This is a genomic window from Phyllobacterium sp. YR620 (genome assembly GCF_900104165.1).
GTDB classification, from domain to species: Bacteria; Pseudomonadota; Alphaproteobacteria; order Rhizobiales; family Rhizobiaceae; genus Phyllobacterium; species Phyllobacterium pellucidum.
On record NZ_FNJP01000005.1, the window covers coordinates 49,280 to 70,599 of the forward strand.

Genomic DNA, 21,320 nt, shown 5'->3' on the forward strand with positions numbered 1-21,320 from the left:
TCCGTTCCAGGGAGGCCAACGAAATTAAAAAGGGGTATAAAAAATGAGCCTTCGCAACCGTATTCTTCAGTATCGCCAGTACCGCCAGAATCTTCATGAACTCAGCCGCTGCACCGATCGCAATCTTGCCGATCTTGGTATTGCCCGCGCTGACATCCGCCGCGTTGCCTGGCAGGCCGCACTTTAATTGCCGCACAATTGATTTATGGCGTTCGTGACCGTGTAGTCGCGAGCGCCATGTGCATTTTTGGCTAGCGAATGAGCGTTCCGGCCAGCATGCCTGCCACTGCACCGGCGCTCTTGACCAGGAAATTCCCGAAGTCCGGATGCCGACCCGGGATGAAGTGCTGTGCGTATTCGAGCAATCCGCATGCGAGTACGATTAAGACTGTGTTTGCGACCCGTCGCGTGGGATAGGTCAGGCTGAACAGCCCTCCAACCACGACAAAGGCGGTGAACCGCTCAACATCCGGCCCGAACGGCGTGATCGGGCGCAGGCCGATGGGGCCAACTGTTACGATGACCACCAACGCCAGCACAATCCAGGCAAACAGGTGATAGCGCGCGGGGATACCAGCGAGCGCTTTGTGAAGCCTGCGCCAGTTCATCTTGCCTCTCCCCGCGTTGCAATGGACTCAAACGGCAGCACGCTTGATATTTGAGCCAAATCCTGCGCAGAGGCAATCTGTTGGTGGCCGCTTCTCAATACTCCCTGAAGGCGCGGGACATGCTGTCGATCACGGGCTTGGCCAGATATTCAAAGAATGTGCGCTCATGCGTCTGGATCAGGATATCCGCCGGCATGCCGGGCGTTGGCGTGAAACCGTGCACCCGCGCAAGTTCGTCCGCTGGAATGCTGACGCGGGCGAGATAGACTTCCTGGTGCTGGTTGGTGTCGGTCATCGAGTCGGCCGATACATAGTCGACCCGCCCGTTGATGATCGGCGTGGTACGCTGATTGAGCGCGCTAAGGCGTACATGCGCGACCTGCCCTTCCTTGACCTCATCGATCTGCATGCGCGGAATTTGCGCCTCGATGATGAGCGGCACGCCGGCTGGCAGGATCTCGATGATCGGCTTGCCGGTCTCGATAACGCCGCCCGGCGTGTGATAGTAAAGCCGTATGATCGTGCCGGCGACCGGCGCCTTTACAACGGTGCGCTCGAGGATGTTTTCTGCCTGGCGCGATTGCTCGCGTACAGTGTCGAGTTCGGCTTCGGCGCTTTGTATCTCGTCAAGGGCTGCCTGCTTTTCAGTATCCTTTGTCTGGATCATTTCCTTCTGCAGCTTCTCGATCTGCGCGTTGACTTCCTCGATCTCGGCGTCGAGCCGGGCGATGGTGCCCTCGCCATCGGCAATGGCGCGCTCCAGCACATTGACTTCAGAGCGAGCCATAAGCCCCTGACGGAAGAGAGAATCCTTTGCTACGTACTCGTCCTTCAAGAGGGCCAGCTGTTTTTTGGTGGAGATGATCTGCGCGTTACGGCCAATGCGGCGAAATTCGAGCGCCGAGATATTACGCTGCATCATCTGGTATTCATTGGCATATTTGGAGTGAGCGGCATTGAAGTTGTCGCTCTGGCTGTCATTGACCGCCTTTATTTCGGGATTGGCGATATTATCGAGGATGATTGCCGGCGGCTGATACCGGTCTTCCCCGCGTACGATCGCGTGCAGCCGGGCAAGAATTGCCTCGAGGCGGGCCTGACGCAAGTATAGTTGCTGCGCATTGGCGCGCGGTGCGGTTTCATCGAGCGTCAGCAGGTCGTCGCCCTCCTTGACGCGGTCGCCTTCGCGGACCAGCAGGTCCTTGATAATGCCGCCCTCGAGATGCTGCACTATCTTGTTCTTGCCAGTGGCGACGAAGGTGCCAGGTGCAATCACCGCTGCGGCAAGCGGCGCTGTAGCCGCCCAAGTGCCGAAACCACCGAAACAGACGATGATCAGCATGATGCCGAACCTGGTGTAGGGCTTGATGGAGCGCGGAACCCCATCGTACCATTGAAGATCGTTAACGACGTGCGTGGCCATCTTTTATCCCACCTATTCCGCCGCTTCGATGCTCGGCATGATCCCGGCTTCCTTATTCTTGCGCGCTATCGCTTCAAGCACGGTCGCGCGCGAGCCAAACATCGTCACCGTACCATTGCTGAGCACCATGATCTTGTCGACGCAGCTGAGCAGCGCCGGGCGCTGCGTGATCGTGACAACGGTGATCTTGTGCTTCTTGGCATGCGACAGCGCCTTGGTCAGTGCCGCATCGCCCTGCGAGTCGAGGTTGGAATTGGGCTCGTCGAGGACGACCAATGTCGGGCTGCCGAAGAAGGCACGCGCAAGCGCGATGCGCTGTTTCTGCCCGCCCGAGAGCGGAGCACCGTCCCCTGCCACGACGGTTTCATAGCCTTGCGGGAAGCTTGCGATCAATTCGTGCACATCAGCGAGGATAGCCGCGTCGTAGATCGCCTCGTCAGTGACGTCTTCCCGCATGCGGGCGATGTTGGCCTTGATCGTTCCCGGGAAGAGCTGCACATCCTGCGGCAGGTAGCCGATGTTTTCGCCGAACTGCCGTTGGTCCCAATTGCGCAGGTCCATGAGATCGAGACGGACGCTGCCCGAAGTTGGCAGGATCGATCCAACCAGCATCTTGCCGAGCGTCGTTTTGCCCGCGCCGGAATTGCCGATGATCGCAAGGGATTCGCCCGGCATCAGCGTGAAGGAAATGCCGTTGAGAATGACCTTCTTGTTCGGTGGCGGCACGTAGAGAATACGATCGACGTCCAGCCTGCCCTCCGGGGTCGGCAGGCGAAGCCGCTCGAAATTCAGCGGCGAGGTCTGCAGGAGGTTCTTGATGCGGCCAAAGGCGGAGCGGAACTGGATGAAGCTGTTCCAGCCTTCAATGGCGCCCTCGATCGGCGCGAGCGCACGGCCGGCGATGATCGAAGCCGCGATCACCATGCCGCCGGTCATCTGACCGTCGATGGCAAGGTGGGCACCCCAGCCGAGCATGGTCACTTGCGTCAACAGGCGCGAGCATTTGGAGATGGTCGCGAAAACGATGTTGCGGTCCTGCGCCTTGACCTGCGCACGCAGCGAACCCGCCATATCGCGGCCCCAGATGCGAACAGCTTCGGGGATCATGGCAAGGGCATTGATGATCTGCGAATTGCGCGACATGGAATCGAGATGCAGCATGGCGCGGCTTTGGAAGTTTGTTGCCTCGGCGAACGAGGCGGCGGTTGCGCGCTGGTTGATGAAGGCGATGCAGATCAGGATCAGCGACGATACGACAACGATGTAACCGAGGTGCGGGTGGACGAAGAATACCGCAACGAGAAAAATCGGTGCAATCGGCGCATCGAAGAATGAGAGGAGGGTCCCCGACGTCAAGAAGGAACGCAGCTGCTGCAGGTCGCCAAGCACCTGATAGTCCTTGCCATTGCCGTTCAGCGAGGCGCGCGCGGCGGCGCTGAGGATCGGGGCGCCAAGCTGGACTGCGACCTCGACCGCGGTGCGCATCAGGATGAAGCGGCGTATCGCATCGAGCACCACCTGGATAACGACGGCACCGACAATCACCAGCGTCAGCATTATCAGCGTATCGGTCGAGCGGCTCGTCAGGACGCGGTCGGAGATCTGAAAGAGATAGATCGGTATGGCGAGAACGAGGATGTTCAAGAACAGGGTGAAGCCCATGACAATTATGAGATTCTTGCGAACCGCCGTGACACCGTTGTTGAAACTGTCGCTGAAGCTGGCGGTGGCAACGCGCTTGTGAAAGCTGCCGGCCGCGCCGCGATCGGCCTCGCGCTTCATGACTGGCCCACGATCGCCTTCGATAACTTTCCCGACTTCGCGTGCCAGGGGATTGCCGGCGGCGGAGGTCTCCGTTTTCATATCGGGCGTTTCGCTCAAGGGAATCGCGGCAGCCTTGTCGAGCGGTTCAGCTTCAACCGGTGCCGCGATCGGCATTTCCTCGACCGACGTTTTTTCGGCAGCGGGCGTAGCGGTTGTGGCTTCTTCCGGCTCACGGCGGTAGAGCTTGAGAATCGTTTCCTCCATCTCGGCGAGAAGATTGTCGAAGCGGTTTTGCTCGTTTCCGCGCGCTGCCTGCCGCCCATTTTCCATGGCGACCCGCAAATTTGCCTGCTCTTCATGTTTCATCTATTTCGCGCCCCCCTGGCGCACGTCTTCTTGTTCTTACGAGAGGACCGTCTGCATGACATCGACTGAGTGGCTGGTGTCGGGTACGTGAATGGATGTCGAATGGTCTGCCGGCGTCGAAGCGTCTGCGTCGTGATCGAGGAATGCTACGACCTCGTTGGCCAAAGGCTGTCCCTGACCCGGCCCTGTGCTTGGCGGCTGTGATCCGATGATTTCAGCCTGGATCAGAATGGCATCGGAATAGAGCGCGCCGCCGACATAGGACAGCCCGGTGCCGTGGGTGTCGTGGTCGACGATGGCCGCGATATTCACCAATGCATTGGAACCCGTGCTGATGTCCCATTGCGTGTTCGATGTTGCGGCAAGAAGTGAATCCTCGTAATGCGCGACATAGTCGGAATCGCCGAGAATATTCACCTGCTCGACATAATTGAGATCGTACACGCTCCCGGTGATATAGAGCGCGCGGAGGCCCTCGATGCCGTGAAAGTTCGGGTCGCTGCCAAAACCATCCGGCATTGTGTAGTTGCCGCTGGCAAGTCCTGTGAGTGCGTCCTGATAATGCTGCGGTATCCCCGTAACCCAGTTGGTCGCGTCGCCACTCTGGATACTGGCGGCATTCCACAACAGGTTGTCACTGGTCGAAAGCTTGCCGTTATATGCGCCGGCTGCACCGCCCGTGGTCAGTGTGTCGTTGTCGAACAGTATATTCGTCTGGAAGATGAAATTCCCGTCGTAATAGTGCCCACCGATCATGACGAGATCGTAGGTGTTGCACAGTTCGGCGAAGGTTGCAGTGTTCATCGACATGTTCGCGCCGGTGGTGATCGTCGTATAGGAACCGGTCGCGTTGAGCACATGCATGTCATTGTCGGAGATGAAGCTGTACTGGGAGATCCAGTTCATCTGCAGGAGATCGCCATTGATGATGGTGATTTGCCAGTTCTGCGGAAGGTGCGTCGTATCGCCGGACGATGCGGGCGTTCCGCCGGTACTATCCGCCTGATGCACGAAGTTGGCGATGTTCATCGCGTTGGTGGAGGGCTGGCACAGCGACTGCTGTCCCGCGAAACCATTCTCGAACGTATCGCTGTCGCTATAGGCATTGGTCTGCACGATCGCATCGATGCGATAATGATTGCCCGACACCGCAAAATGCCCGCTTATCGCATCAAGGCTCGTGAGGACAACCTGGTTGACCATGAGGTTCGCGCCGGCCTGAACGGTCACCGATCCGGCAAGGTCCGAACCGTCGGTCAATATGGATTGGCTCGACACAATAGTGGATTGCGCCACGTCATGGTCCGTCGCCTTGATGAAATCCGGGAGCGACTGGCTGATGCCCGGCGCGCTCGTCACCTGCTCGCCATTGACAAACAGGCCGTCGATGGCCGGTCCGGTAATGACCGTGACACCCGGTGTCGCCGCGAGCGGTCCTGTCGCTGCCGCATGGATGAAACCAAGCTGGTCGTTGAAGAACTGCGCGACCTCGGCGCCGTTGCCAGGAACGGCCGCTGATGTGAAGGATTCGGAGACCGCGAATGCCTGCGACGACAGGTGCGCGAAGCCAGCATCATCAGTGAAGTCGAGATTCACCGGCATCTTGTTGCCCATGATGACGACGTCGTTGTCCTGCATGTGGTTGGTCTGCTTTAAGACCATCGACGTCTCGGAGGCACCGGACCCGAAATAGGGTCCCTCTTCCACGACCCCATGCGCGACATCTGAACCCGATCCGTGCGGATGGGTCGGCGTGTGCGGCAGTCGGTGCATCCCGATTTCGATTTCGTCCAGATTGACGTCGACCCAGGGCATCGATGGCAGGCCGACCGGCGACCATGGCACCGGCGTGTAATCAATATGCGTGTCCGAGAACACCGGCGGCAATTGCGGAGTCGCGTGGGTATCGATTGCTAGAATGTCTTTGAAATGCGGATCGGCGTCGGGGGTGATCTTGAATTCGCGGTATTCCAGCCGCGCTCTCGCGGCTTCGATGGATGTGTGGAAATAACCTACGAAATGGGCAATTGACTCTGAAATCTGATCACTGAAACCCAGCATTGCAGTCCCCGCCACATTCACGGCATCTGCCTTTGGACAAAGAGGTCTGCGCAAATTTCGCGCAGACCAATGTCAGGCAGTTTGCCTGCGTGTTACCGTTACTCGCTGTCACCACTGATGGTGGTATGCGTGTAGGTTCCATTGATAACGGTAGCGTCGAATGCGTTTTGCTGCAGGTTAGCGCCTAGAACGATATCCTGCGTGAACGCTGTTGATGTCAGATTGGCTGCGGCACTTGCCGCACTGGAGCCAGCCACATCGTCGCCGGCATGTGCGCCGCCGCCGTGATTGCCGAACCAGCTGTCCCAACCGTCAGCACCACTTCCGATACCATCGCCCGCTGTAGCAGCGCCCCCGGTTGCATCCAGCGTTACGCTGCCCGAGTTGTCTTGGCTGACATGAGAGAGCTGATCGTTGTCTACGAGATCGGCCACCTGATTAATGGCGAATCCGGTGTTTGTTCCCGCACCGTTAAACGCGCCATTGAAGATGTCCGAAAAGTGAACGTCGTTGCCTGGATCGAAGTTGATACTGCCCGAGTCGGTTATGAACATGTTGTCGAAGTTGGTGTGGCTCAGATCGAGATCTGCAAAGTCGTTGTCGGTTGGCAGATATCCATCCAGGTTCACACCGACATCGACATGCACGGCCGTATCCGACGTGTTGGTGTTGGTATTTGCGTTGTGGTTGTCACTTTCATTGAGGTTGGCATTAAGATTGCCATTGGCATTCAGATTGCCATTGCCATTGAGGTTACCATTGCCGTTCAGGTTACCGTTGCCATTCCAGTTCGAATTGTCCGAACTTGAATGTTGATCCTGGCTTTGGCTTTGCCCCTGTCCCTGTCCTTGCCCTTGAGCCTCCAGTTGCCCCTGGGCTTGCCCCTGCAACTGTAAGGCCAGCGCGGCGGCCACAGCGGACGCATCGGCATCTGCAGTCGCTGACGGATCGCCGCCTGGGTGGAAATTGTAGGTGTTGTTCTTACTGTTACTCATAAAAAGCCCTCCGATGTTTTGTTTTCGGAGCTAGCAAGAACCTCTATGCATTTCCAACGAGGTTTTTATGCGAGCTCGCATTGGTCTTTTATTTTAACAGACGTCGGTTATTATGATAACAAACCAGCGTGTTTCTGGATTGCTATTGCCAATGGTATAGATTTTGTTTTTTACACGAGAGTTTTTACTTGCGTTTTCCCCACACACAAACGTCGCGCAAGCCTTGTAAGGTTAGCCCTAAAGCCACGCAAGGTTAAGCTACCAATTCTGTTTAGGGGTGGGATTACCACTTCACACAACCTAAGGTGCTGGCCGGCTCATCAAAAAGTGCAATCTTTTCAGCATCGTCGCGGAGCAGCTTTTTAGAGGTGGAGCGAGCCATGGATTAGGGCGTCCAGCGGGTCTTAGTCCCTATTGTCGAGGTGGCCCTTTGCGCACTAGTTCCGCCTTCCGGCGCCCATCCTGCTAGGCACAACAAACTATTGAGTTTTCGGCGGTCACGGCCGTGTCACGCACGATTTATTAATCCTTCCTTAATCAACAGGGATAGTTGAGGCGCAGGGAGCAGAACGACACTAAATAAACGAACTCACCCGAATAAAAAAACAATAAGAGCAAACAAATCCGGAGGGAAAATACTTCCCTCACTAAAAGGGCGTAGGGACTTATTATGAGCGCAACAATATCGCATACCAGGTCGGACCATGTACATCAGGGGGCGAAGAATGAAGACGGCTCTAAATTCAGAAACGGCATCTTTATCTATGCCGAAGCTGGAGTGGTTTTCCAGGGATTGGTTCAATCACTGGAACGCACCTTCCCTGATCTGAAGATCCGCCTTTCGAGCAAGCTCAACGAAACCGAAGAATCGGATGAGAACACAGGTCTCGTCCTTATTCATGCCGGCTTCGCCTTCGATCTCGCAGATAGCGTCGAACGTTGCAAGCATCGCTTTCCGCATGCTTCGATCACTTTGATGATCGATGAAAACAGCACCGGCATTCACGAATACAATACACTCTTCGACAGCAAGCAGGTTCAGGGATTGCTTCCCTTCAGCCTGAAGCTCGATATCTGGCTTGCAGTCGTATGGCTGCTGCTGAATGGGGGTGAATACTATCCGTCGACCATCGTTCGCTCGATGGAAAAGACAGCGCCTGCCAAGTCGCAAGGTGCGAACGGCCAGGCGAAGAGCGCGGCCGGACCGATGAAGTCGCTGACCATTCGCGAACATCAGATCCTCGAACTGCTTTCCGAAGGACTGCAGAACAAGATCATCGCGGATCGGCTGGCCCTGTCGGAGCACACGGTGAAGGTGCACGTCCATAATCTCATCCGCAAGCTGCGCGTCCATAACCGGACCCAGGCTGCCGCGATCTATCGCGACAGTATCGATCAGGAGGAGGCCCGGCCCCCTTTTAGAGGGTATAGCGCACCACTCCAGCATCCGCAGAGCACATATGTGATGAGCCAGGCCGTCTGAGCTAATCCGAGGCAAGGCAAATGTCCCGCATCAATGACGTACTGATGCTGGTGGGCAAACTGAACTACACGTGGACGAACACCGAAAGCCTGTTCATCTACCTGATTGCCCACCTGCTGGACACCAACAAGGAAGCGGCGACCGTCATCTTCCTGACGTTGAACACCACGCGTGCCCGCATCGATCTGATCGAGCGGCTGGCGAAGATTAGTTCGACGCCGCCTGAAACCAAGGCCGCAGTGCTCGAGATCACCGGGCGTATGTCGCGCGAACAGCGGCTGCGGAACAAATACAACCATTGCATCTATTCGTTCGATGAGGCTGGCGTGCTGACATCGACGCAGCTGATGCGCATCGTCGACATGGACGACAACCTCAAATACGGCAAGGTCGAAGCTCTTGACGACCAGGAGCTTCAGCGCATCCAGGCAACAATCGACGCCATCATTGAAGTTAATCGGGATATATGGGCGTTCATCAAGCTCTACAGGATACCGGTATGAGAAGCGCCCCAGTCCCATCCATCGTGATTCTCGATGCACCGGCCCATGTCGCCGACGCGGCAGGGAACCTCGTTTTGCATCATTTCTAGTAGTTATTGCTATAGCGTTTACGGCACCGTTAATCATTATTAATTATTGACGAAATATCAATATACTATACCCTATTCTTGGTACAATGATTGAGGAAATCGTGAAATATAAAGACTAACCGCCAATATTCAAATATAAATCCGAAAATTCTCCTGATTTGTACACTAAAAAGCCAGAGACGCTTCTTTTTGTGGAAGAAGAAACGCCTAGCCGCTTAAATCTGCGGCTACGAATAAAGCAACGGTCTGCGTCGCCGTGGGGGAGGACGCAGGCAAGAATGAAAAGGGTCATTTTGGGGGGCCTGCAACGTGACACACATGCCAGAACCGCTGAACAAACAGCGGCGGAAAAAGACGACGATACGACGCCAGGATCAAGACGAGACACGGCGCGCTATCGCATCGGTTGCCGGACTCGTTGACGGGTCCTTGGTGGTACTGACCGGAATTTACCCGGCCATGCGTGACAACGCGTTCAGTCGTTGCACTTCCCGTTCCGCGGCGAATGTCGACCGGGCCTAAAGCCCACCGAGTGAACAGAAAATGCAATTTCACGCAACATTATGCCAAGGGTATCATGAGTAACCGCCTGCAAAACTTCTGCCCATCCAAGACAGTGCATTCACGGATCGTCAATGCCTTGTGGATCGAATATGGCGGCACGCCATGGAACATGGCTCCCGACTGGGAGCCGGAACGCGCCTGGGCGCGCCAGCTCGACCTGACGCTCATCCCGAACCTCGGACCTATGTCCGTGGCCATTCTCGTGCAATGGCTTGCAGCCGGCGATGAAGACGAACAGTCGAAATAGGGAAATCTTCAATCACAATCCTCAGCGCACAACATTTGCTGCGTTCACCTGAGGTACGCGCATTTTCCCGCTGTCGGGATTGGAATGGAATCGAAGTGATTATGGTCTGGGACAGGGGTGCTACGCCGAAATTCTGACTGGCATACTATAGAATTCCGGCGTAGGTCCCCCACTGACTGCCCGCTTGCTCCCACACACGCTTGAATGCTTTTTTGTTTTGTTTTCATGCGTTAAACTTGCGACCACGGGTTGAGACTATGAATGCTCCCGTTACGCAAGCGTGACTCAAACCGCGTTTTTGCGACTAAAGTCGCAGATTCGGATAATTAATTGGGTCTAGGCGCAATTAGACCGAATTCATTCATGCGCCATCGGCTTCCGGCGGTGTCGTCCCGGACACTTTGAACTGCGCCAGTTATCATTTCAGGAGATAGAAGCCTTCAGCCGCGAAGCTTGCGCCACTGCGTCGTCGCGTTGAAGCGCCATCCGGCAAATTCAGGAGAAACGTCTCCAGGAGCCGAAGGCTTGCCTTCCAAGAGGATGCCGAGAAGCGCTTCCGCATCCTCGCGCTTGATGTTGCGCATATGCGGCTTCAGCCGGTCAGCCGGATTTTCGATATCCGCAGCGACGGCGTCAAAGATGCGCCGCCAGCTGCGCTCCTTGAAGAACACTGCATCCGCCCTGGCGCGGATCAGCTCATGCTCGTCCCGATGAATGGAGCCCGCGGCGAGTGCGGCGTCGAGCGTGGCGTCGACGGTCACCATGGCTTCGCTGAAGGCAAGATAGCCGAATTCGGCAGGCGCATGCACCTGAGCGACCGCTGCATCGTCCTCGAGCCCGCCATGGGCATACCGCTCGAAAACATGACCAATGCCGATCATGCCGAAGGGGTGGCACTCGGCGGCGCGCAGCGCGCCCATGCTCGCCGCACCGTAAACCGTCGCGCCGGCCGAGAGGGCGTGCAGAATCTCCTTGTGCCAGACGGCCGCGACATCCTCGAAGCGTCCGTCAACGAGCGCAATCACCCGGAAGCCCTGATCGACCGCATGGGTGATGTCGCCGCATTTCGCCGGGCCGCGGCACGTCAGGCCATATTCAGGGAGAACCCTGTCCTGGCCGCTTTTCAGCGGCACGAATTTGGTGCCGGACAGGCTCGGACCTGCAAAAAGAACCTGCATCGCCCCTCCTACTGCCGCAGCATGGCGTTGAGCGCACGCCCGCCGAAACGGTGCTTGCGCGTGCCGGCGGGACTTTCGAGCTCATTGACGAGCACACGGCAGACCGACATGCCATAGGCTTCGCCGCCGAGCGGCACGGCGATGACGCTGCCGATGCCGGACCGACGCAGCGGTTCGAGATAGGTTTCGAGGCTGGCGCGCGCATGCGGCTCCGGCTCCTCGAAACGCCAATGGTCCGAAGGCGTCGCATGTATGTAGACGGCAAGGTCGGGTGCGAGGCGCTGGTGATATTCCGACGGGTCGAAATCGTCGCGCGCGCCGGAAATATTGGTGATGCGGGTCTGCGCCGCCTCGGTGATGGCGCGCATGGCGGCAACGCGCGGCGACAAATGGCAGCCATAGCCGGCGGCGAGGTCGAAATGCAGGTAGGTTCCGTGCTGGGTGGCGGGGCTGATCGTCGCCATGAACACCGGCAGGCCGATATCGGATGTCGTGTTGAAGAGCCGCAGGACGAAATTTGCCGCCGCGATGCGCTCGGCCATCCAGTCGATGCCGGCATCGGCAAAAACCGCGGGATCGACACAGCGCGCATGAACGCCGGCATCGCGCTGGAAGCGCCACAGTTCGGTGGCGTCACGTTCGACACGCTCACAAAGCCCGTGAATCACCGCCTCGAGCAGGCAATTGCCGGAAGCAAGGCCGTCGGTCGACTGGCAATAGTGGAAGGACTGCCGCTCCGCCGTGAAATCGAGCGTCACCAGTTCGCGCGGCACGAAAACCGGCCTGTCCTTCAGAAGATCGTAGCCTTCGAGCCAATGATCCGTCTCGTCGGGGCCGGCCTCATCGGCGCCGCGCATCAGCAGCATGCGCCCGTCAAAGACTTCGTGGCCAGCATCGCGCAAGGCGCGGCGGCTGGCGGCAAAGGAAGCCACCGGAATGTTTTCGGCTATGGCGATTTCCGCCGCTTCCATGACCGCCGAGGCGCGGGCGTGGGCCGCGGTGACGCCCTTGCCCTGGCTGACGGCGAGGGTGCGGCTGTTGGGCCGCACAGCCATCCACACGGGAATGCCGATGCGATCGAGGCCGGTGACCTCGGCCATGCGCACGATGCCGAGCCCAGAAAAATGCGGACGCAAACGATTTACCGTCGCATCCGCATCGATCAGGCGCGTGGAGGATGGTTCGCCGGCGCGGAAGGCGGTGCGAAGCCTTGCTTCGTCAGCCGCCAACCGATCGCGAACCCCGGCCAATGGTTTCATTGCAACTCCATCTGGCCGTACATTACGCATTCAACACAAATCAACTCCGAATGCCGTTTTCGTCAGTTCAACCCTGCGTGATGTGTAGAGATCGATCGATCTAACCCATTGGAAAGGCCATCGAAGGAAAACGCACGATCAGACGCATCGCTGCGACCGTCGAACGAAAAAGCACGATCGGATGCGTCACTGCGGCCATCGAACGAAAAAGCACGATCGGACGCGTCACTGCGGCCGTCGAACGAAAAAGCACGATCGGACGCGTCACTGCGGCCGTCGAACGAAAAAGCACGATCGGACGCGTCACTGCGGCCGTCGCAGGAAAGCATACGATCTGACGGATCACTCCGCCCGTCGAACGAAAAAGCGCGATCAGACACATCGCTACGGCCGTCGTTTGCAGCAATGCGGTCGTTCAACAATCCGCCTATTGAAGAAAGAAACTCCTGACCGGCCAATCCCAGCGAACCGATCAAATCACGATCAAGACACTCAGCAGTTTGGGTTTCCGTATTTACAAGCCAGAGCTTGTTAGAATCCACGTCGTCCACGATATAAAACTTTGCCATGCGAATAACCTTTCTATGAAGGAGAGCCCACATGGCAAAGGTATGACGATTCTGAAACAGATCAAGAAGAACTGTTACTTAGCGATCGTTTTTAGCAAAGATTCTTACTTATTTTTTACGGGGATCCGGGTCAACGAAAAAAGACTCTGTTTCTGCTTCGGATCGACTATTTGTTGCGATTGCTATGCTAACTCCCTTTATGGTAGTGATTCCATTTCTGCGAGCCTTGTCTACAACTCCGATAAACCCAGGGTCTGCAGCACCTGCCTTTTGGAGTGCCGCGTCCGTTACTGGTTCAACGCTGCGATTATCTACATCGACCAGCCAAAGGTCGTTGCTTCCCGTCTCACCGATAATGAAATATTTGGCCATTCAGAGCGATCCTCCTGTTGTTGGACTAAAAACCTATTGAAACCCGGCTTCCCGGAGTGCAGCTTCGTATCTCTTTCGCTGCTCGGGCAACCTCACGCCCAAACCACCAATCCAGTCATCAATTTTGAAGTTCGGACTGTCCTCGAGGGCGTAGTTTTTGTATTCCTCCGCTTTCTCGCGCTCACCAAGCATTGCCCAGCATGCAGCGATCAACCTTGCTGCCGCACGCGGATTTTGCATCTGCTGCAACAGCGCCAAAGCTTCCTCGTGACGCTCCAAGTTGTGCAAGGCACCACCTCCCACCCAATAATAATAGTCCGGGGCCAGAGGGTTGTGTGCGATAGCCTGGTGGATTTTCTCAACAGCCTGCTCTAACCAACCATAATGCGTCAGCGCATCGGCATAGTCGGCCAGAAGGTCTGCGTGCTGGGGATTTATTGTTGATCCCTGATCAAAATACTCAAGACTATCGTCAAATTTGCCCAGATACATGCTGATGGTGCCGAGTTCGCGCAGAGGCCGTTCATCGTCTGGATCAGTGGGAGCCGCGCGCTTTGCAACCTTTTCGCCTTCGATAAGGATGTCCTTGTCGCTGCGCGCCAGCATCAGCCATTCCTTTTGCATCGTGCGGGCAATGCCGCTCAGCGCCGGCACGAAATCCGCCGAGGCGGTCAGCGCGTTCTTGAACGACTGGCGCGATTGGCGCAGCTTCGAGAGATCGAACTTGTCGATATCGCGCTTGCCGACCAGATACCAGTAATAGGCGTTCGGATCCTGGATCAGGCGATTGTAGCGGTCGAGTTCCGACTTCTCGATGACCGAGACGACCGAGAGGATGATACGGATCGAAAGCTGGCGATATTGCTGCTCGGGCAGGACATAATCGAACTTCTGCTTCTCGGCCCAGACGATTTCCTGTGTCGCCACATCGACAAGCTTGACCGAGAGGAAGCAGAAGCCATCGCGCCGGGTGATCTTGCTGTCGACCACATAGTTGACGCCGAACTGATCGTTCAGCCCACCGAAACTCTCGATCGGCGATTCGGTAACTACCCGCGCCGAGGTATAGGGCGCGAGCACGGAGATTGTGCGCAGGCGGCAAAGGCCGATGGTGATGTCGTCGACCAGCGAGGCGGCAAGCTGCTCCATGGGATCGGCGGCATTGTGGTGCATATAGAGCACCATCAGCCGCGGCAGCCCCACCTGCTTGTTCTGTTCGATCTGATGTTTCGCCTGCATTGCACGCGGGGTCTGGATTTCCAGGCCATTGCCGTTGGAGGGCTGTGGCGCAAGCGGGAGGATCAGGCTGCGGGTCGTTGCGGGCGAAAGCTTGGGCAGGAGTTGCTGGTAAAGTTCGACGGTTTCTTCTTCGGGATCAACGTCGAGATCGTCGCGCAGGCGCTTGGTACATTCGCGGAAGGTGCGCTCCACCTTGGCGATGAGGCCGAGTTGCGAGGCGGTCTGCATCAGGGTGCGGTAGCCGACCTCCTGGTAGGGGTCGATCTCGATGAGCTTGCGCGCACATTGGCGCTTTTCATCGATGCTGACGCCGACAGGCTGGTTGACCATGCCGAGCAGCATCGTGATCATGTCGTCGCGCAGGCGCACGCGCTCGATGTCGAGCCACTCGTCGAAATCGGAATTCTGCGGCTCGTTGGGCGCTAGCAGGTCGCCCTTGTAGAGCTCGCAAAGGGCAAGGACGGATTCGATATCGCCCCGGCGCGCATTGTTGATGTATTCGAGAAGGTCGATGCTCAACAACTCCGCCTTCACCTGCGACAGGTTGAGGTAGACGTAGGTTGCATCGCCCTGAATAAGGTTCAGGCCGTACTGTTCCTGGAACTTGCGGATGCGGGCGAGACTTTGCCTCAGGTTCATCGATGCATGGGCCTGATCAGTATCGGACCAGAGCACCTGCGAGAGCTTGCCGCGCGAGACGGAATGGCTGGCATTGACGAGCAGCAGATAGACGACGATGCGAAGGAAATTTGCGGGGACGCGCGGCACAGGCTGGCCGCCCAGACTAACAGTCGCCTCTCCAAAAACCGTCAGTTTCATTCTATGCTAAACCCCAGATTTTATTTGCTTTTCTGTATGCCGTTGCCCTGTCGCCGTAGTTGTTGCCATGCTTCTTATAAGCTAACTCTACTATAGCTTGAAGTAGTTCACTATAGGGTCTCTACGACAAAAGTCTAATAAATAGGAATTAAGGTTTCCCTGATTCCAGCCCAATTTCTTTGGTGAATTTCTCCTAACCGCCCTGATTTCCCAGCATGTTCGCCCCTTAAGGGCCAGCTGGGACTAAATCAGTGGCAGCGCGGCTCTACCCGACAATGGCGGGTTTATATGACAATAATACTGCAACCGCAAATATTCATTTCCCAAAGTGAAACCGGTTTCTTTCAACCGCAAGCTTTCGCATGATTGTAAAACTTTGCCCATCCAAGCGCTTGAGAACGAGCGAAAGATTTACCGGATCCGGCAGTTAGCTTTCGGGCTCTTTCGTGCGCAAAGGGAAACCCTGCAACTATCCAAAGGTTCCACCGATAAAGATTGCGCTTGCAATTTCTGGTTTCGCGTAGTTGAAGGCGGGACAGAGGATCGGACCAGCATGAGTTTCAAATACCCCGTCAAACGCACTGCCGATTGGCACAAGCAGGGGAGCGTGCCTGTCGTCCGGAAGCTGAAATCCTACTTTCGGCACGCGAAATCCAAAATCGGGGATCGCGTCAACGACCCGAAGCTTGTGCGGCAATCCGGGCCGCACCATCCGCTGTTGGAACACGATATACCGGCGATCTGCGTCGTCAGGAACGCCAACAACTACATCCGTTCGTTCCTGCGCTATTACCGCTCGCTCGGCGTCACCCGCTTCATCGTCATCGACGACCGCTCGGTGGATGGTACGACCGCGGCGCTTTCCAACCAGCCGGACGTCGATCTGTTCAGTTCGGAGTTCGAGTACAAGGATACCGATCGCGGCAAGGACTGGCGCGATGCTTTCTTCGACATATATGGCCGCAATCGCTGGTACCTGTCGCTCGACGCCGACGAGTTTTTAGTCTTTCCGGGCTCGGAGAGCCGCTCGATCCGCGATTTTATCGGCGATCTCGAACGCGCCGGCATGTCGCGGGCGCATTGCCCGATGATCGACATCTATCCGGCGGGCGCGCTCAGCAGCGGCGTCTTCGTCGATGATGGCAGCAAATGGCCTTTCGAGGTCTCATCCCACTTTGACGGGGATGGCTACACGGTCAAGCATGAGCGCTACGGCAGTGCGCTGCGTGGCGGCCCGCGGCAACGTCTGTTTGGCCGCGACATGCGCCTGTCGAAGTTTCCATTGCTGTGGGTCGATGACGCAACGCATTACCGCCTCGGAAGCATCCATGGACCGGCACCGTCGATGCGAAATTTCACGCCGATCACGGGTGTCCTGCTGCACTACCGCTTTTCATCCGACTCCATCGACGAATTTCGCAAGATCGTCGAAGTTGGCGGCCATGCCGATGGCGGCGCCCATTACGGCGCCATTCTCGCCTCCCCTCATTTTTCTGAAGACTTCTCGCTCGCCTACCCCGGGTCACTGCGCTTTAGCGGTTCCGAAGACCTCGTCGAACGCGGTTTCATGCTGGATTTGCGCGGCACCGCATAGCACTGGGGCAGCGGGTCATAGGGTCATTCGCGGGGAGACACTCGGTTTTGCCACGACATTGGCGTGGATTGGTTCGTAAATCGGGGATTTCACAAGACAAGTGGTGCCCAGACGCGGCCTTTTCAGGGGAGTCATAAAGGCAGTTAGCACAAAGTAGAATTGTTACTTCGCAACCTTTTATGCATGGATCCCCTTGGCGCCCATGGGGACTGGTCGATGGATTCTGCATATACGGTTCGATCGCGTGGGCGCTTTCTTTATTTACCACTTGCAGCAGCGTGCATCGTGCTATCGGCGTGTGGCGATAGGTCGACGGCACTCAAAGAACTGGGCGGGAAACAAATCCTTTGTCGGACCTACGACACTCCGACCAAAGAGGTCTTCGCACGCTTTCTTGAAGCCGAGTTCGCGTCGTTTATGTTTGGTCCAGTCCCCAAGGATTATTTTGCCGAAAGTCGCCGCCTAAAGTTCACAGAAGCACTCCGCCAGATTGAAGCCTCAAAGACTTTTAAAACAACCGAGTGCGACCAATTGAGCCACGATTTGTGCCTGATGTCGGTGCAATGCCGCGAGGTTAATCTCGCGTCAATAAAACCCGTTGGAACGACGTATTTTCTCATTATCGATACAAAAGCTGGAGCGTTGATACCCATCGAAGCAAGCCGGAAATATGACGCGAACCCTGTGGATTCCGACACTGGGCGAAGGTCAAGCGGACTAGTCTTTAGAATCCAGACATCCGCAGACTTAAGAAAGCGACTTGACGAGACATTCGAAAGGTTTTGGCCGCTTGGAGAATAGAAGGCACGATATCGTGGCTGCAGCGTCCAGATGTGGACGAATGCTATTTGCTATTGTCACGCTCGTATGGGCGACGGCCGCCTTATCTGAAGAATATCCTTGCAAGCCGGTCCCGCCCAACGACACGAAGACGCGCTCCTTACCGATCGATCCCGACTACCTGGTCAAATTCAAGCTCGTGGATGGCCCGGCATTTGCAATACCTTACGGCTATTACGGTTTTGCCCTTCCCGAAAAAGTGAACTGCCAGCCGTTGCGGGATGTCTTTAGCTTTAACTTCTGGATGCCCGATCTAAGGGCGCCGAAAAAAGACCCTTATGGGTTGGCCTATTTCCGGATTCAGGAGGATGGGCATCCGAAACCCGGTCCCGATGACTATATCGTCCAGGCACTCTTTGTTGAGCGGGCCACGGACGCAGATTATGCCAAGCATAAGTTGCCCTCGAGCTGGCTTTTCACCTGGTTGGGGGTCTACGACAACCGCTTTCTTCTGAGACCCGAAGTGAATGGACTGCTGCGCGTCATCGATCTCGAAGCCGGAAGCAACCCCGCAGTCAAGACGGAAGACTACGTCCGCCTGGCTGACCCGCTCGAGGAAATTCGCTTGGAATGCTCTCCGGACACGCTCAATCCGACTTGCATATACTATATTTACCTAAGTGATTTGCAACTTTTGATCAAAGGCCGCTTTCCTTACGACGCCTTGAACCAATGGCGCCAGATTATGTCCGCAAATCGCACACTGATCGAACGTTGGATCGTTAGATAGGCTTCAGTGCCGCCTTGCTGTCTTTCGTTTGCCGCACCTCGGATCAGTTCCACAATATGGTTAACTTGTTGAAAAAACCTATCTACCGAATGCAGCACGGCAGCAACGTGGTAGCTAAATGCCAGAAGCTGCTAGCCGAGCTTTCTTTGGTCGCTTCAAGACACCGTCAGAAATTGAAACAAGCGCCCCACTTTCTGATGAATGAAATACGGCGAGACAAAATTGCGCTCTAACGCATTCATCTAGAACGATAACGAGAGAGAAATGGTGCCCAGACGCGGATTCGAACCACGGACACGCGGATTTTCAGTCCGGCACTCATCGTTGATTTCATTGAAGAAATGGCCAGCATGTCGCACTCATGTCGCAGTCACGCGAGAAGCGCGTTTTCCGCAGCAGCCATTTCGTCAGCGTCGTCGCCTCTCGGAAACAGGTGCGAATACGTGTCCAATGTCAGCGTGATCGAAGCATGTCCCATGCGTTCCTGTACTGACTTCGGAGGCAGGTTGAGACCACCGTCCTGCGTTCGGTTGATGCACCAGCTGGCGTAAAAATGCCTGAGCGCATGCAAGCCTTTATACTTGGCGATCAGAACCGGATTGCCGTCCTCGTCCAGCTTGCCACTGTCGACGCAAACCCCTGCCCGCACCTGAGTCGGCCACAATCCCCGACGAACGATGTTGGCGCGTGATTCGACGTGACCACGACCGTTCGGAAAGACCAGATCCAATTCCATGATCGCATTGCCGTCCGCATCCTTTCGACCGGTCGCGCGCTTCGGACAGGCCAGCTTCCATTCCTTCAGGGTATTCACCACGATTGGAGGAATGGGGACCGACCGTTCACCGGCCTCTGATTTGGGCTGGCCCATTTCATCGTACCGGTCGGCGCGTTCGACAACGTGCAACTCGCGCTTTTCGAAATCGACATTGACCCATCGCAGGCCGCGCAGTTCGCTGGCACGCAAACCGGTGAATATCGCTGTCAGCAGCAACGGACGATACCTACCCTGCAAGGCACCTATGATCGCCTTGATTTCTTCCCGCGTCGGGATATCGACGCCAACCTTCAGCTTGCCCTTCTGCCGCCGTTCGGCGCGGCGCTCCTTGCCCTTGTGCCTGCCGCCTTTCAGATCGCGGACAACGTTGCGGGCGACGAGGCCTCTCTCCTGCGCGTCGGCGAGCAGCGAACCGAGGCTGACCCTCACCTTGCGAACCATCGCCGCCGAGCGTCCGGCAGCTGAAAGGTCGTCCTCGAACTGACGGATGAGCGGTACCGACAGCGCGTTCAGCTTGGTTTTGCCAAGGAACGGCGTCAGGTGATAGTCGAGATGCTGCCGGTATTGCGCGACGCTGCTGCGTTCAAGTCCATTGTTCTCGGCGGTGGTGATCCACAGTTCGCCCGCTGCCGACACGGTAATCGATGCCGAATCAGCGGTATGAGTTCCCAACTTGATTTCGTGCTTGGCGGTGACCGAAAAGCTTTCAGCCGCCTTTTTTGTGGCGAAACCCTTCTGCCGCCTGATACCGGCATTGTCGAAATAATCGAGGATCCAGCCTTCCTTCTTGTTGCCTGACTGCGTTACCCATTCCCTCTTGCGGATTGACACGTTCAGTCCTCCTTCGAAGAGCGGGCGCGGGAAGCGGCGATACGGCAATTGTCGCTGTCGTATTCGGCATGGCTGCGTCTGCCGGTTTCCGGTCCGGTCAGAAAGTAACGCCCGCAATGGCTGCAGGTGCGCGCCTTCGCACCGACCGCGTGGGTAAATGCGCATTCCCATTCCATGAGGCCGAGCAAATCGGCGGGGTGCAGAACCATGCGCAGCGACTGGCGCGGGCCGGAATAATCAAATGCCGGTTTGAACTGGACGGTTTCGAGCCTGCCGTTAATTTCGGCGATCAGATCCGGACGCGGTTGCGCCATGATCAGATCCGTCAATCTTGCCTGCGCCTGGCGGATGGTTTTGACCTTCTCGCGCGGCTTTGCGCGCAGCATACCGTGAGTCGCCAAGAAGTCGGCCAGGTCGGCATCGTGCTTGGCATTGAGAAAATCAGTGACCACGGGGTGTTCAAGGTTGCGCACCGTGTACATGACGGGCGTCGTTCGCTCCGAGCGTGGCATAGCGAGAAAGCCTTCTATGTCCGTGTGCATGGTGATCTCGACCCCGTCCAGCGGTCGCTCCCACGTCAGTTCAACATCTTGCATTTGGTCGGCTCCTTGTAACGCTTCCCGTAACTTGCAATGCTTTATCCACGGTTGCAACCCTTTACTGTTGCCGCACTGTTTTTTCCTTGGTATTCTGAAAATTACCAAACCAAGCAGGGAAAGGAAACCATGCGCCAGATACTGCTGAAACGGGATGCCAACGATTTGAAGTGGGGAGCAGCCGACATTGGCAAGTGCATCGGTGTCTCTGCGAGGCGCGCTTATTTCCTGCTCGAATCCGGTGCCATTCCCGCCAAAAAAATCGGTGGCAAATGGGTGGCAAGCGAAACCGTATTGCTCAACAGCATCATTGAAACTGGGGAAGTTGCCGCCGAGTAACCGGCAGGCGTCGAAATGAAAGTGCCGAAGGAACCACCAAAATGCAAATCGACCCCCGCAGTGGCGTCATTGG

The 21,320-nt window shown here is 56.5% G+C and carries 20 protein-coding genes and 1 tRNA gene; 8 read left to right on the plus strand and 13 right to left on the minus strand.

Annotated features, from left to right (window positions below; translation table 11 throughout):
• Nucleotides 1–43: 43 nt before the first annotated feature.
• Complete coding sequence (locus BLR72_RS16480; RefSeq protein WP_081815759.1) at nucleotides 44–187, plus strand: DUF1127 domain-containing protein; 144 nt, start codon at nucleotides 44–46, stop codon at nucleotides 185–187.
• Between the two features lie 64 nt (nucleotides 188–251).
• Here the strand turns inward: BLR72_RS16480 and BLR72_RS16485 are convergent, their stop codons facing one another.
• The 5 genes from BLR72_RS16485 to BLR72_RS16505 form a co-directional block, all read right to left on the minus strand.
• The gene (locus BLR72_RS16485) at nucleotides 252–608 is read right to left on the minus strand and encodes a VanZ family protein (RefSeq protein ID WP_091950391.1); all 357 of its coding nucleotides are present in this window, start codon (nucleotides 606–608) and stop codon (nucleotides 252–254) included.
• 94 nt (nucleotides 609–702) lie between these two features.
• Nucleotides 703–2,031 carry an HlyD family type I secretion periplasmic adaptor subunit gene (locus tag BLR72_RS16490; RefSeq protein ID WP_027230295.1) on the minus strand — a complete coding sequence of 443 codons (1,329 nt, stop codon included), beginning with the start codon at nucleotides 2,029–2,031 and terminating at the stop codon, nucleotides 703–705.
• A gap of 12 nt (nucleotides 2,032–2,043) precedes the next feature.
• Entirely contained in the window at nucleotides 2,044–4,161 is a 2,118-nt protein-coding gene (locus BLR72_RS16495) for a type I secretion system permease/ATPase (RefSeq protein WP_091950393.1), read from the minus strand.
• A 36-nt stretch (nucleotides 4,162–4,197) separates the two neighbouring features.
• Entirely contained in the window at nucleotides 4,198–6,222 is a 2,025-nt protein-coding gene (locus BLR72_RS16500; RefSeq protein ID WP_091950395.1) for a hypothetical protein, read from the minus strand.
• A 98-nt stretch (nucleotides 6,223–6,320) separates the two neighbouring features.
• The gene (locus BLR72_RS16505; protein ID WP_091950397.1) at nucleotides 6,321–7,217 is read right to left on the minus strand and encodes a hypothetical protein; all 897 of its coding nucleotides are present in this window, start codon (nucleotides 7,215–7,217) and stop codon (nucleotides 6,321–6,323) included.
• Nucleotides 7,218–7,887: 670 nt separating this feature from the next.
• On the opposite strand from BLR72_RS16505, the gene BLR72_RS16510 reads away from it, so the two are divergent.
• The 3 genes from BLR72_RS16510 to BLR72_RS16525 all read left to right on the plus strand — a co-directional run bounded on the left by BLR72_RS16510 (nucleotide 7,888) and on the right by BLR72_RS16525 (nucleotide 10,103).
• Nucleotides 7,888–8,700: a helix-turn-helix transcriptional regulator gene (locus tag BLR72_RS16510; protein WP_091950398.1), complete on the plus strand. Its 813-nt coding sequence runs from the start codon at nucleotides 7,888–7,890 to the stop codon at nucleotides 8,698–8,700.
• A 20-nt stretch (nucleotides 8,701–8,720) separates the two neighbouring features.
• Nucleotides 8,721–9,203 carry a hypothetical protein gene (locus BLR72_RS16515; RefSeq protein WP_027230299.1) on the plus strand — a complete coding sequence of 161 codons (483 nt, stop codon included), beginning with the start codon at nucleotides 8,721–8,723 and terminating at the stop codon, nucleotides 9,201–9,203.
• Between the two features lie 666 nt (nucleotides 9,204–9,869).
• Nucleotides 9,870–10,103 carry a hypothetical protein gene (locus BLR72_RS16525; protein ID WP_139202545.1) on the plus strand — a complete coding sequence of 78 codons (234 nt, stop codon included), beginning with the start codon at nucleotides 9,870–9,872 and terminating at the stop codon, nucleotides 10,101–10,103.
• Nucleotides 10,104–10,543: 440 nt separating this feature from the next.
• Here BLR72_RS16525 and BLR72_RS16530 read toward each other — a convergent pair whose 3' ends face one another.
• The 5 genes from BLR72_RS16530 to BLR72_RS16550 all read right to left on the minus strand — a co-directional run bounded on the left by BLR72_RS16530 (nucleotide 10,544) and on the right by BLR72_RS16550 (nucleotide 15,539).
• A complete protein-coding gene (locus BLR72_RS16530) occupies nucleotides 10,544–11,281 on the minus strand; it encodes a TfuA-like protein (protein WP_091950402.1) in 738 nt (245 codons plus the stop codon).
• 8 nt (nucleotides 11,282–11,289) lie between these two features.
• Nucleotides 11,290–12,540 carry a YcaO-like family protein gene (locus BLR72_RS16535; protein WP_175492383.1) on the minus strand — a complete coding sequence of 417 codons (1,251 nt, stop codon included), beginning with the start codon at nucleotides 12,538–12,540 and terminating at the stop codon, nucleotides 11,290–11,292.
• Nucleotides 12,541–12,602: 62 nt separating this feature from the next.
• On the minus strand, nucleotides 12,603–13,109 hold the full coding sequence (locus BLR72_RS22310; protein WP_139202546.1) for a hypothetical protein: 507 nt from the start codon (nucleotides 13,107–13,109) through the stop codon (nucleotides 12,603–12,605).
• 108 nt (nucleotides 13,110–13,217) lie between these two features.
• Nucleotides 13,218–13,481, minus strand: a complete 264-nt coding sequence (locus tag BLR72_RS16545; RefSeq protein WP_027230304.1) for a hypothetical protein — start codon at nucleotides 13,479–13,481, stop codon at nucleotides 13,218–13,220.
• A 33-nt stretch (nucleotides 13,482–13,514) separates the two neighbouring features.
• Nucleotides 13,515–15,539, minus strand: coding sequence for a BTAD domain-containing putative transcriptional regulator (locus tag BLR72_RS16550; protein ID WP_091950408.1), 2,025 nt, complete (start codon nucleotides 15,537–15,539; stop codon nucleotides 13,515–13,517).
• A 553-nt stretch (nucleotides 15,540–16,092) separates the two neighbouring features.
• Between BLR72_RS16550 and BLR72_RS16555 the strand changes: the two genes are divergently transcribed.
• From BLR72_RS16555 to BLR72_RS16565, 3 genes are all read left to right on the plus strand, one after another.
• Nucleotides 16,093–17,133, plus strand: a complete 1,041-nt coding sequence (locus BLR72_RS16555; protein WP_091950409.1) for a glycosyltransferase family 2 protein — start codon at nucleotides 16,093–16,095, stop codon at nucleotides 17,131–17,133.
• Nucleotides 17,134–17,349: 216 nt separating this feature from the next.
• Nucleotides 17,350–17,934: a hypothetical protein gene (locus BLR72_RS16560; RefSeq protein ID WP_139202547.1), complete on the plus strand. Its 585-nt coding sequence runs from the start codon at nucleotides 17,350–17,352 to the stop codon at nucleotides 17,932–17,934.
• Nucleotides 17,935–17,974: 40 nt separating this feature from the next.
• A complete protein-coding gene (locus BLR72_RS16565) occupies nucleotides 17,975–18,703 on the plus strand; it encodes a hypothetical protein (protein ID WP_091950412.1) in 729 nt (242 codons plus the stop codon).
• A gap of 265 nt (nucleotides 18,704–18,968) precedes the next feature.
• Here BLR72_RS16565 and BLR72_RS22530 read toward each other — a convergent pair.
• The 3 genes from BLR72_RS22530 to BLR72_RS16575 form a co-directional block, all read right to left on the minus strand.
• Nucleotides 18,969–19,049 (minus strand) — tRNA-Phe (locus tag BLR72_RS22530).
• 24 nt (nucleotides 19,050–19,073) lie between these two features.
• Entirely contained in the window at nucleotides 19,074–20,312 is a 1,239-nt protein-coding gene (locus BLR72_RS16570) for a tyrosine-type recombinase/integrase (RefSeq protein WP_091950414.1), read from the minus strand.
• A 2-nt stretch (nucleotides 20,313–20,314) separates the two neighbouring features.
• The gene (locus tag BLR72_RS16575; RefSeq protein ID WP_091950416.1) at nucleotides 20,315–20,908 is read right to left on the minus strand and encodes a hypothetical protein; all 594 of its coding nucleotides are present in this window, start codon (nucleotides 20,906–20,908) and stop codon (nucleotides 20,315–20,317) included.
• Between the two features lie 36 nt (nucleotides 20,909–20,944).
• On the opposite strand from BLR72_RS16575, the gene BLR72_RS16580 reads away from it, so the two are divergent.
• Nucleotides 20,945–21,247, plus strand: coding sequence for a hypothetical protein (locus tag BLR72_RS16580; protein WP_244506733.1), 303 nt, complete (start codon nucleotides 20,945–20,947; stop codon nucleotides 21,245–21,247).
• Nucleotides 21,248–21,320 lie beyond the last annotated feature (73 nt).